The organism is Stenotrophomonas maltophilia group sp. Smal12, from assembly GCF_037079935.1.
Taxonomy (GTDB): domain Bacteria; phylum Pseudomonadota; class Gammaproteobacteria; order Xanthomonadales; family Xanthomonadaceae; genus Stenotrophomonas; species Stenotrophomonas sepilia.
In genome coordinates this window covers 54,345-65,857 of sequence record NZ_JBAWUK010000026.1, presented here as the reverse complement: position 1 = coordinate 65,857, position 11,513 = coordinate 54,345, and the positions used below count along the sequence as shown (strand labels likewise).

Genomic DNA, 11,513 nt, shown 5'->3' with positions numbered 1-11,513 from the left:
GTGGGGTGTGGGGCATGCCCGGGGCCGCGGATTGCAGTTCGGGCACTTCGGCAATCGAGGTCCATCCGCTCATGCCCTGGCACCAGGCCAGCGCGCGCGGGTTGGCCTGCGCGTAGCGGCGCGCGGCCGGGTCATCGAGCGGTCCGATTCGGTCGGCCTGGGCCGAGGCATGGAAGTACCACTGGGTCATTGCGGCGGCTCCGCGGCGCTGGAAAACCCCGAGTCTAGCGAGCGCCCGGGGGGGCAGGGCGACGGGGCCATGAACGGCCGGCATTTGCGGGGCAGGTGCTGTATTGCAACAATTATCTGGTAGCGCCGTTTTACCACCCCTCCAAACACAGCCTACCGCCATGTCCCCGACCCGCACTTCCCGTGGCCGCCTTCCGGTCGCGCGCCCTCTCGTTGCCGCTCTTTCCGCCCTGCTGCCGTTGGTAGCAGCCGCCCAGGAAACCCCTGCCGCCAAGGATCCGGTTGCCCTCGACACCCTGCAGGTCACCGCGCAGCGCCGTGTCGAGAACGCCAAGGACGTACCAGTTGCAGTCAGCGCGATCCAGGGCGAGAAGCTGGATGTGCTCGGTTCGGCCGGCGATGACATCCGCTTCCTGGCCGCACGCGTGCCCAGCCTCAACATCGAGTCGTCCTACGGCCGTGCCTTCCCGCGCTTCTACATCCGCGGCCTGGGCAACACCGATTTCGATCTCAATGCCTCGCAGCCGGTGTCGCTGGTATACGACGACGTCGTGCAGGAAAGCCCGCTGCTGAAGGGCTTCCCGCTGTTCGACCTGGCCAACGTGGAAGTGCTGCGTGGCCCGCAGGGCACCCTGTTCGGCCGCAACACGCCGGCCGGCGTGGTCAAGTTCGACTCGGCGCGCCCGTCGCAGGATGCCGATGGCTACCTCCGCGTCGGCTATGGCAGCTACAACAGCTGGAACGTGCAGGGCGCCTACGGCGGCCCGCTGACTGACCGCTGGTCGGCACGCGTCTCGGCGATCTACCAGCGCCGCGACGACTGGGTCGACAACACCCGTGTCGGCGCGCCCAACAGCGGCTTCGAAGGCTACGACGAAGCCGCCGGCCGCGTGCAGTTCCTGTACGAAGGCGATGACTTCGAAGCGCTGTTCAACCTGCACAAGCGCAAGCTCAACGGCACCGCCCGCCTGTTCCGCGCCAACATCATCCAGAAGGGTGGCAATTCGCTGGTCGAGAACTTCGACCGCGACAAGGTGGCCAACGACGGCGTCAACTTCTCCGACCTGGAGACCTGGGGTGGCAGCGCGCGCCTGCAGTGGAACCTCGGCTCGGTGACCCTGCACTCGATCACCGGCTACGAGACCGCCGAATCGCTCAACCGCGGTGACATCGACGGTGGCTACGGTGCGGCCTTCCTCGGTGCCGGCAACTACGGCCCGGGCCTGATTCCGTTCTCCTCGGAGTCGGCTGATGGCCTGCCGCGCCATCGCCAGTGGACGCAGGAAGTGCGCGTCGAGTCCAACGAGTGGGGCCGCTTCGACTGGCAGGCCGGCGTCTTCTACTTCGATGAAGACGTGACCATCAACAACTTCAACTACGACTCGCTGGCCCCGGGCAATCCGCAGACCGGCCACGTGGTGCAGAACCAGCGCAACAAGGCCTGGGCGGTGTTCGCCTCGGGTGACTTCGATGTCACCGACCGCTTCAAGCTGCGTGCCGGCGTGCGCTACACCCAGGACAAGAAGGACTTCAGCGCCAGCGTGCTGCAGGCCGTTCCGTTCGGCACCCCGGTCAGTGGCCCGTACCTGGCCAACACCGACGTCAACGACGTCAGCTGGGACCTGAGCGGCGTCTACAAGCTGACCGACGACATCAACGCCTACGCCCGCGTGGCCAAGGGTTTCCGCGCGCCGTCGATCCAGGGCCGCCTGGCCTTTGCGCCGGGTCTGTCGCAGGCCGATTCGGAGAAGGTCATCTCGTACGAGGCCGGCATCAAGGCCGACCTGTTCGAGCGCCGCGCGCGCCTGGGCCTGAGCGTGTTCCGCTACGACGTCGATGGCCAGCAGCTGATCGCCGTGGGCGGTGCCAACAACACCGCCACCCTGCTCAACGCCGACAAGACCATCGGCCAGGGCGTCGAGCTGGACCTGGAGGCCTACCTGGCCGACAACGTCCTGCTGACCTTTGGCAGCAGCTACAACGACACCGAGATCAAGGACGAGAACCTGGCGGTGGCGATCTGCGGCGGCGGCTGCACCATCACCGACCCGACCACGGTGATCAACGGCCAGACCTACGCGCTGGTGAACGGCAACCCGCTGCCGCAGGCGCCGAAGTGGATCCACAACGCGACCCTGCGCGTGGGCTTCCCGCTCAGCGATGGCAGCGAGCTGTACGCCTACACCGACTGGGCCTACCGCAGCGAGGTGAACTTCTTCATCTACGAGTCGCCGGAATTCCGCGGCCGTAGTTCGCTGGAAGGCGGCCTGCGCCTGGGCTACAACTGGGGTTATGGCCAGTACGACGTGGCGGTGTTCGGCCGCAACCTGACCAACCAGACCCGCGTGGTCGGTGCGATCGACTTCAACAACCTGACCGGCTTCCTCAACGAGCCGCGCACCTGGGGCGTGGAGTTCACCGCGAAGTTCTGATGCGGTGGCTGCGGTAGTGCAATGAAGAAGGGCCGGCGCAATGCCGGCCCTTCTGTTTCCTGCTTTCTGTAGAGTCGAGCCATGCTCGACTGCCATGAGCCGAGCATGGCTCGGCTCTACAGAGGCATGGCTTACAGCGCGCTCTGCGGGCGCACCTTCAGCACCGCATTCTCGGTGGCGCAGTCGCGGCTGGAGTGCCGACCGGCCTTGCGCGCCGCCTCGATCTCCTTGCGTGCGGCCAGCAGGTCCTTGTTGAACGCCGCGTTGTCGTGCAGGCGGGCCACGGCGGCGGCGCCCATGAAGCGGCCTTCGAGGATGTCGCTCTGCCAGTGCACGTTGCACACCAGGCGGCTCTCGCCGTAGTTGCGGCCGCGGGCCTGGATGGCATCGGCGCGGTCCGGCGCGATCTCCGACAGGATCAGTGCCCAGGCCCAGCCGATTGAGGTGTGGCCTGATGGATAGGAACCATTCTTGCGCAGGCCATCCTCGTCCTTCGGCGAGCAGGTCGGCTCACCGTTGACCATGAACGGGCGCGGGCGCTGGTAGTGGTTCTTGGCCGCCTTGGTGGCGGCGCTGGCGTCGATCCGGCTGCGCTCCAGCAGTCGATACAGCGCCGGAGTCTTCACCGCATCGACGTCGATGTCGGCGGCGCAGGAGAAGTGGTTTGCACCCTCGGGGAAGCCGAGTTCCGCATCGACGCCGGCCTGGGCGAAGCGCGGGCTGCCTCGCAGCGCGCGGGCTTCACGGCTGACCTGTTCGTCCAGGGCGAGGGCGGCCGAACCGGCCACCGGCGGTGCCGGCACCAGATCGAGGCTGGCCGGAACAGCGCTCTTGTCCAGATAGCCCACGGCCTTGGTGGTGATGTTGGCTTCGACGGCGGTCGGCTTGGTGGCCGTGGCAGCACAGCCGGCCAGGGCCACGGCAACGGCGAGGCCGAGCAGCGGGCGGGCAGGGTGGGAAATCATCGACATGGACGGGCTCCGGAGGAAAAACATCGCGTCATGATCGCAGCCCGTGCGCGGCACCGCAGTGGCCATCGGTCATACGGCCAGACCCGGCATGGTCATCACAGGAGATGAAGAACGTCATCGAAGGGTGCCAGTCTGCTGAATTCGGGCGCAGCGCACGGACTTTCACGCGGCCGCACCGTGAGCATCGGCACATCGGCAGGCACCAGGGGCCGTCCAGTTCCAGCCGGGTCGGGGGGATCCGAAGACAGAGGGAGAGAAGCGATGCGCAGCACCGCAACAGGAAGTACCGTCCTGGCCCTGCTTCTGGGGCTGGCAGCAGCACCGACGCAGGCCGCCGACGTGGTCGGCGTGGCCTTCGTGCATGGCACCGGCGCGCAGACCAACGCCACCCAGGACTACTGGCAGCCGGCGATCATCGACACCGTGCGCCAGGGCCTGCCGAACAGCAGCAACTATGTGGTCATCAACTGTGACTTCACCCAGTACATGTGGAAACCGGAGGCCGCCGGCTGCCTGGCCAACCAGCTGACCGGCTTCATCGACAGCCGTGGCATCACCCAGCTGGTGGTGATCACCCATTCCAACGGCGGCAACGTGATGCGCTGGATCCTGTCCAACCCGACCTACGACAGCCGCTATCCGAAGATCATCCGCACGGTGCGCAAGGTCACCGCACTGGCGCCGTCCTCGGCGGGCACGCCGCTGGCCGATGCGGTGCTCAACGGCAATACCTTCGAAACGTCACTGGGCTGGCTGCTGGGCTACAAGAACGACGCGGTACGCCAGCAGCAGGTGGCCAGCATGGCCACCTACAACGCGCAGAACCTGTACGGCACGGCCGGTCGCCCGGCGCTGCCCAAGCCGTTCCGCGCGGTGGTCGGCAGTGACGTGGAATCGGCGGTGTGGGACAGCAACAGCTACTGCGGTGGCTATGCCGCCAACGTTGGCCTGGAATTCACCCAGAACTGGTTGTCGTCCTGCTCCGATGGCTTTCTGGAGTGCAGCAGCCAGAAGGCGGCCGGCACCACCTGGTTCACCGACAAAGCGCGCACCCAGGGCGCAGAACCGCTCAGCCACAACCAGAGCCGGCGCGAGTGCTTCGGCCTCGGCACCCTGCTGCGCAACGACCTGACCCAGTGAGAGAGATGACCATGACGACCCATTCCACCCTGCTGGCCAGTGCGGTGCTGGCAGTACTGTCCCTTTCCGCCGCGCAGGCCGCGCAGCCTCTGCAGGCGGCCCGCGCGGGCGATCAGGTGCCTGCCGCATTGGTGGCCGCGCCGCTGCCTGCCGATGAAAGCGAACACGCGCCGTTGTCGTTTGCCTGGGCGCTGGACCCGGCACAGCCGCTGCAGGCGGCCACGCCATATGCCTCGGTCAGCCGCAGTTACTGGCAGCAGGTCGATGGCACGCAGCTGCAGCGCGGCCTGGACCTGCCGCTGACGGCGCCGGATGCGGTGATCCAGCTGAGTCCGGCCGCAGGAGCCCGCGCGCTGCCGGCCAACACCCTGCAGGTGCGCGACCCGGCTGGCCGCAGCAGCGTGGCCCGCAGTGTCGATGCGCGCGCGCTGCAGGATGCCGGCATGCCGGTGAGTGATGGCAGCAGCATGCTGCGCACCGGCGCGACCAGTGCCGCCGGTGCGTACACCCTGCAGAGCACGCAGGCGCAGGGCCGCTATGTGGTGCAGGTGCTGGAGCCGAACAGCCCGCTGCGGTTGGAAGTGCAGGCCAACCAGGCGCAGGTGCTGGCCGGTGGCAACGTGCAGCTGCAGGCACGCCTGCTGGAAGACGGCGCCACCACCGCGCAGCTGGCATCGCGTCGTGGCGGCCTGGGGGGTGAAGCCCTGCTGGTCGCACCGGATGGCCGCAGTTGGCCGCAGCGTCTGCTGCGCACCACCGATGGCAGCCTGCGCGCGCAGGTGCGGATCCCGACCGACGTCGGCACCGTGCAGGGGCTGTGGGAGCTGCAGGTGTTCGCCCAGGCCGATGGCGTGCTGCGCGATGGCAAGGTGGCCTTCGCGGTGGCACGGCCGACCGCGCGTTTCAGTGGCCATGCAGCACCGGACCCGTCCAGCCGCCAGGTGGCGCTGCCGCTGCAGGTGGCTGCGGCAGGCCGCTACGAGGCACGCGGCACGCTGTATGCCACGGCCCGCGATGGCCGGATGAAGCCGGTCGCGCAGGCACATGCAGCCGGGTGGTTCGATGGCCCAGGCGCCGGCCAGCTGGTGCTGCCGTTCGGCGAGGCCGCGTTGCCGGCCGGTTTTGGCGCACCGTACGAGCTGCGCGACCTGCAGCTGCAGGACCAGAGCCGGATGGCACCGATCGAGTCGCGCGCGCTGGCGTTGCGGTTCTGAGGTTGCGTGCAGCGGGCCGGGGTCCGGCCCGCTGCTCCTGTGTAGAGGCGAGCCCATGCTCGGCGGCCGTTTGCCGTGATCAGGAGCAGCCGAGCGTGGGCTCGGCTCTACAACGGCATGCCGATCACCCCGCGTATGCGGTCAGCCGGCCTTCCTGCTCGCAGACGGTGATCGCGCCGCCGAACACCGCCGACAGCGGTTCGTTGCGCAGCAGCTCGGCGCGGGTGCCGTCGGCCAGCACGCGGCCATCGCGCAGCAGTACCACGCGCTCGATCTCGGGAATGATCTCTTCGATGTGGTGGGTCACCAGCACCAGGGTGATGCCCTGCTGCGCCAGCACCCGCATGGTCGCCACCAGCTGCTCGCGGGCGACCAGGTCCAGCCCGGTGGAGGGTTCGTCCAGCAGCAGTGCCTGCGGCCGGTTGACCAGCGCGCGGGCGATCAGCACGCGGCGGGTCTCGCCAGCGGACAACTCGGCGTAGGCGCGGTCGCGCAGGGACAGGGCGCCGGTCATCGCCAGTGTCTCGCCCACGCGTGCGCGCATATCGGCGGTCACTTCGCGGAAGGCCGGCACCACGTAGCTGGCGAAGAAGCCGGACAGCACTGCCTGTTCCACGGTCAGGCCCGGCATGTCGGCCAGATTGCTGCTGAGATCGCCGGTGACGATGCCCAGCTGCGATCGCAGCCGGTCCACCTGCCAGCGGTTCTGCCCCAGCACCCTTACCGCCACGGAACCGTCAACCTGCGCCAGCGGGTACAGCTCGCGGGTGATCAGCTTGATGAAGGTCGACTTGCCGCAGCCGTTGGGGCCGAGCAGGGCGGTGTGCTGGCCCTGTGCGATGCGCAGGCTGAGCCCGTGCAGCACCTTCACCTGGCCGCGCACCACGGTGGCGCGGTCCAGTTCGATCAAGGGGGGCGGCTCCGCAACGGGCGGGGCGGCAGTCATGGTGCTGGCGCGTGGATCAAGGCTCGACAACTCAGGTCCCCAACTGTGAACGGTGCCACGGATGGCGATGCGATACATCGCCGCAGGGATGCAGTTTGCAACGCAAGCGCCCATCATGTCTGCCATCCCCGCGTCGATCCGGAGAGCTGCCATGTCTGATGCCCTGATGTCCCTGTTGACCGGTGGTGTGCTCGGCCTGGGAGGGTGGGCCATGCTGGCGGTGTTGCTGGTCTTCACCCAGATCACCATCTTCTCGGTAACCCTGTACCTGCACCGCAGCCAGGCCCATCGCGGGGTCGATTTCCATCCGGCGCTGGCGCACGTGTTCCGCTTCTGGCTGTGGCTGACCACGTCGATGATCACCCGCGAGTGGGTGGCCATCCATCGCAAGCACCACGCCAAGGTGGAGACCGAGGACGACCCGCACAGCCCGGTCACCCGCGGCATCGGCAAGGTGTTCTGGCATGGCGTGGAGCTGTACCGCGAAGCGCGCGGCATGCGCGCGGACATCGAGCAGTACGGGCGCGGCACGCCGGACGACGCGATCGAGCGCCACCTGTATACCCCGCACGCCACGCTGGGGCCGGTAGTGCTGCTGGCGATCAACAGTGTGCTGTTCGGCCTGCCCGGCGTGGCGCTGTGGGCGATCCAGATGGCGTGGATCCCGTTCTGGGCGGCGGGCGTAGTCAATGGCCTGGGCCACTGGTGGGGGTACCGCAACTACGAGTCGGCCGATACCTCCACCAATCTCACGCCGTGGGGGTTCTGGATCGGTGGCGAGGAGCTGCACAACAACCACCATGCCTTCCCCAGTTCGGCGCGCTTCGCGATGCGGCGCTGGGAGTTCGATATCGGCTGGAGTGCGATCCGCCTGCTGCAGGCGCTGCGCCTGGCCAGGGTGCTGCGGGTGGCGCCGGCCATGGACGTGCGCCCGAACATCGCCGTGCCCGATGCCGAAACGCTGAAGGCGCTGCTGTCGCACCGCTTCCAGGCGATGACCGATTACCAGCGCAACGTGTTCATGCCGGCCCTGCGCGAGGAGGCCGCGCAGGCCGGGGCCAAGCTGCGCCGCCTGCTGCCACGCCGGTTGCGCCGTGGCCTGGTCAACGATGGCCGCTGGCTGAAGCCGGACAGCCGCGCCCAGCTCAGCGCATGGGTGGCGCAGCGGCCGCGCATCCGCACCCTGGTCGAGTACCGCGGGCGATTGGCTGCGCTGCTGGAAGCCCGTGGCCACGACGCCGCCGAGCGCCTGCATCAGCTGCAGGCGTGGTGCCGCGAGGCCGAGGAAAGCGGTATCGCGGCGTTGCAGGCCTACGCCGCACGCTTGAAGGGCTACAGTCTGGTGGGCGCGTGAGGGCAGGGTACGGGCTTCTGCTGGCGGCGCTGCTGCCGGGTGCGGCGCTGGCCCAGGTCACCGACACCGCCAGCTATCTGCAGCGGATGGACAGCGATGGCGACGGCAGGGTCAGCGAGGCCGAGTACGTGCAGTGGATGCTGTATGCCTTCGATCGCATGGACCGCAACGGTGATGGCGTACTGAGCGCCGACGAGCTGCCCGGCGGCAAGGGCAGGGCAATCCGCCGCGAGCAGCAGCGGCAGGTGATCGTGCAGCGCTTCCACAAGCAGGATGCCAACGGTGATGGCTTCCTGGATGCCCGCGAGCTGTCCGCGCCGCCGCGTTGAGCGGGCGTAGAATCGCACCATGCCTGAACTGCCCGAAGTCGAAACCACCCGCCGCGGCCTGGCGCCGCACCTGCAGGGCCGGCGCGTGCATGGCGTGATCCTGCGCCGCGCCGACCTGCGCTGGCCGATTCCACCGGAAGTGGCCGAGCTGCTGCCGGGGCAGCGCATCGAGGACATCCGCCGGCGCGCCAAGTACCTCCTGCTGGATACCGCCATCGGCAGCGCCGTGCTGCACCTGGGCATGTCCGGCAGCCTGCGCGTGCTGCCCGGTGATACCCCGCTGCGGGCGCATGACCACGTTGACATCAGCCTGGACAACGGCCGCCTGCTGCGCTTCAACGACCCGCGCCGCTTCGGCAGCCTGCTCTGGCAGCCGGCTGGGGAGATCCACCCGCTGCTGCAGGGGCTGGGCCCGGAGCCACTGGACGACGCGTTCGACGGCGACTACCTGTTCAACCGCAGCCGGGGCCGCAGCGCGCCGGTGAAGACCTTCCTGATGGACCAGGCGGTGGTGGTGGGCGTGGGCAACATCTACGCCGCCGAGAGCCTGTTCAAGGCCGGCATCAGCCCGTTGCGCGAGGCAGGAAAGATCTCGCGAGAACGCTACCAGCGGCTGGCCGACGCGGTGAAGGAAATCCTGGGCTACGCCATCACCCGCGGCGGCACCACCCTGCGCGATTTCATCAGCCCCGATGGTGCGCCGGGCTACTTCGAGCAGGAGCTGCTGGTGTACGGCCGCGACGGGCTGCCGTGCCCGAACTGCGGGCGCGCGCTGAAGCACGCCACCATCGGCCAGCGCGCCAGCGTCTGGTGCAGCCACTGCCAGCGCTGAGCCGGCGACCAGCGGCAGCTGAACGGGCAGGGCGCGTCTCCGCTGCCCGTTAACGTTTGTCTGCCTATCATGGCCGACCTTCCCTCTGTGCCTGACGCGCCTGCATGCAACGACGCGACTTCATCCGCAATGCCTCCCTCGCCCTGGCTGCATTCGGCCTGCCGTCCCTGCCCGCGTGCGCGGCCAGCAGGAGCGGCCAGATGGGCCTGCGCCGCCTCGGCCAACCGCAGCCGTTCGACTTCGCCACCCTGAAGGGCCAGGCGCGCGCGCTGGCACAGGCACCCTACAAGAGCCACAAGCGGGTGTTGCCGGGCCGCCTGGAAGGCCTCGACTGGGACCAGTACCAGTCGATTGGCTACCGCCAGGACCATGCGCTGTGGGCCGACCAGCCCGGCAAGTTCCAGGCCAAGTTCTTCCACTTGGGCCTGTACTTCCATTCGCCGGTGCGCATGTTCGACGTGGTCGACGGCAAGGCGCAGGAACTGGCGTATGACGGCGCGGCGTTCAACTACGGCAAGAGCGGCATCAAGGATGGCGAGCTGCCGGCCGATCTGGGCTTCGCCGGGTTCCGCCTGAACACCCGCAAGGACACCGACCGCGACTTCGCCGCCTTCCTTGGCGCCAGCTACTTCCGCGCGGTCGGCAAGGAGGGCCAGTACGGGCAGTCCGCGCGTGGCCTGGCGATCGACACCGGCATGGGCAAGCCGGAGGAATTCCCGGATTTCATCGCCTACTACCTGGAACAGCCGTCGGCTGATTCGGACACGATCGTGGTCTACGGCCTGCTGGATTCGCCCAGCGTGGCCGGAGCCTATCGCTTCGCGATCACCAACGGTGACGTGCTGCTGATGGACATCGACAGCGCGCTGTACCCGCGCAAGACGATCGAGCGGTTGGGCATCGCCCCGTGCACCAGCATGTACCAGGTGGGCGAGAACGACCGCCGGATGGGCTGGGACTGGCGCCCGGAGATCCACGATACCGATGGCCTGTCGCTGTGGACCGGTGCCGGCGAGTGGATCTGGCGGCCGCTGCTGAACCCGCGCAACCTGCGTTTCAACATGTTCGTGGACCGCAACCCGCGCGGCTTCGGCCTGCTGCAGCGCGACCGCAATTTCGACCATTACCAGGACGACGGCGTGTTCTACGAGAAGCGCCCGTGCCTGTGGGTGGAGCCGAAGGGCGAATGGGGCGAAGGCTCGGTGCAGCTGGTGGAGATTCCCACCGTGGACGAGACCTTCGACAACATCGTGGCGTTCTGGAACCCGAAGGAAAAGCCACAGCCGGGCCAGGAGCTGCTGGTCGGTTACCGCTTGTACTGGGGCGCCGAACCGCCGGCGCGCCCGCCGCTGGCGCACTGCGTGGCCAGCCGCACCGGCCTGGGCGGTGTGGTCGGCAAGAAGCGCGAGTACTTCAGCTGGCGCTTCGCGGTGGACTTCGAAGGTGGCGAACTGGCCAGGCTGATCGACAAGGCCGAGGTCGAAGCGGTGGTGGAAGCCAGCCGTGGCCGGGTCGAGATCGTTTCGGCGCGCCCGCTGCGCGAGATCAACGGCTATCGCGCGATGTTCGACCTGGTGCCGCCGGAAGGCAGTACCGAGCAGATCGACATCCGCCTGTTCCTGCGCAGTGGTGGCAAGACCCTCACCGAGACCTGGCTGTACCAGTACACCCCGCCGCCGGTGGGTGCGCCGGAGCGGACGCTGTACTGAGTGGTTTGGGATTGCAGGGCTTGCAACCCTGCACCCGCTTCAAGCCAAGGCAACGTCAAATGCGTGCATTCCGTGGGATGGCGGGGTGGGTCCGGTTGCGGGGGACGCTGCAAGTACGTCCCTGTAAGCTGGGTCGCCGCATCCATGCGGCTCACGCCCCCGCAACCGGACCCACCCCGCCTTCGACAGACCTCCGCGATCTGTCGGAACAGCTCATGGGGTCAGATCCGTTTTCCGAAGGAAAACGGATCTGACCCCGGAATTTCATTCGATATCTGACAGATTTCATCCACTCATGGCGTGGATCTACTGGCCGCCGGCCAATTGTCGAAGGCGGGGCACTGTGGGTTTGCGGGGTGTGAGCCGCATGGATGCGGCGACCAAGGCTACATGGAGG

The 11,513-nt window shown here is 68.0% G+C and carries 10 protein-coding genes; 7 read left to right on the top strand and 3 right to left on the bottom strand.

What is annotated here, in order from left to right; all coding sequences use genetic code 11:
• The coding region (locus WDC87_RS12805) for a DUF4339 domain-containing protein (protein WP_208164976.1) at positions 1–190 on the bottom strand (190 nt) is incomplete at its 3' end.
• A gap of 160 nt (positions 191–350) precedes the next feature.
• Here WDC87_RS12805 and WDC87_RS12800 point away from each other — a divergent pair.
• Positions 351–2,621, top strand: a complete 2,271-nt coding sequence (locus tag WDC87_RS12800) for a TonB-dependent receptor (RefSeq protein WP_252744739.1) — start codon at positions 351–353, stop codon at positions 2,619–2,621.
• Positions 2,622–2,752: 131 nt separating this feature from the next.
• On the opposite strand, the gene WDC87_RS12795 is transcribed toward WDC87_RS12800, so the two are convergent.
• Positions 2,753–3,592 (bottom strand): phosphatase PAP2 family protein, encoded by an 840-nt coding sequence (locus WDC87_RS12795; RefSeq protein ID WP_072167424.1) that lies wholly within the window; start codon positions 3,590–3,592, stop codon positions 2,753–2,755.
• 261 nt (positions 3,593–3,853) lie between these two features.
• On the opposite strand from WDC87_RS12795, the gene WDC87_RS12790 reads away from it, so the two are divergent.
• Both WDC87_RS12790 and WDC87_RS12785 read left to right on the top strand, forming a co-directional pair.
• Positions 3,854–4,732: a hypothetical protein gene (locus tag WDC87_RS12790; RefSeq protein WP_072167423.1), complete on the top strand. Its 879-nt coding sequence runs from the start codon at positions 3,854–3,856 to the stop codon at positions 4,730–4,732.
• Positions 4,733–4,743: 11 nt separating this feature from the next.
• Positions 4,744–5,946 (top strand): DUF4785 domain-containing protein, encoded by a 1,203-nt coding sequence (locus WDC87_RS12785; protein ID WP_088496600.1) that lies wholly within the window; start codon positions 4,744–4,746, stop codon positions 5,944–5,946.
• 124 nt (positions 5,947–6,070) lie between these two features.
• Here the strand turns inward: WDC87_RS12785 and WDC87_RS12780 are convergent, their stop codons facing one another.
• Positions 6,071–6,892: an ATP-binding cassette domain-containing protein gene (locus WDC87_RS12780; protein WP_252744755.1), complete on the bottom strand. Its 822-nt coding sequence runs from the start codon at positions 6,890–6,892 to the stop codon at positions 6,071–6,073.
• 151 nt (positions 6,893–7,043) lie between these two features.
• On the opposite strand from WDC87_RS12780, the gene WDC87_RS12775 reads away from it, so the two are divergent.
• The 4 genes from WDC87_RS12775 to WDC87_RS12760 all read left to right on the top strand — a co-directional run bounded on the left by WDC87_RS12775 (position 7,044) and on the right by WDC87_RS12760 (position 11,116).
• Positions 7,044–8,246 (top strand): fatty acid desaturase, encoded by a 1,203-nt coding sequence (locus WDC87_RS12775; protein WP_072167421.1) that lies wholly within the window; start codon positions 7,044–7,046, stop codon positions 8,244–8,246.
• Positions 8,243–8,575, top strand: coding sequence for a hypothetical protein (locus WDC87_RS12770; protein ID WP_005421108.1), 333 nt, complete (start codon positions 8,243–8,245; stop codon positions 8,573–8,575). Before WDC87_RS12775 ends, WDC87_RS12770 begins: the two co-directional genes overlap by 4 nt.
• Before the next feature lie 19 nt (positions 8,576–8,594).
• Positions 8,595–9,407: a bifunctional DNA-formamidopyrimidine glycosylase/DNA-(apurinic or apyrimidinic site) lyase gene (gene mutM / locus WDC87_RS12765; protein WP_072167420.1), complete on the top strand. Its 813-nt coding sequence runs from the start codon at positions 8,595–8,597 to the stop codon at positions 9,405–9,407.
• 104 nt (positions 9,408–9,511) lie between these two features.
• Positions 9,512–11,116, top strand: a complete 1,605-nt coding sequence (locus WDC87_RS12760) for a glucan biosynthesis protein D (protein ID WP_180868592.1) — start codon at positions 9,512–9,514, stop codon at positions 11,114–11,116.
• Positions 11,117–11,513 lie beyond the last annotated feature (397 nt).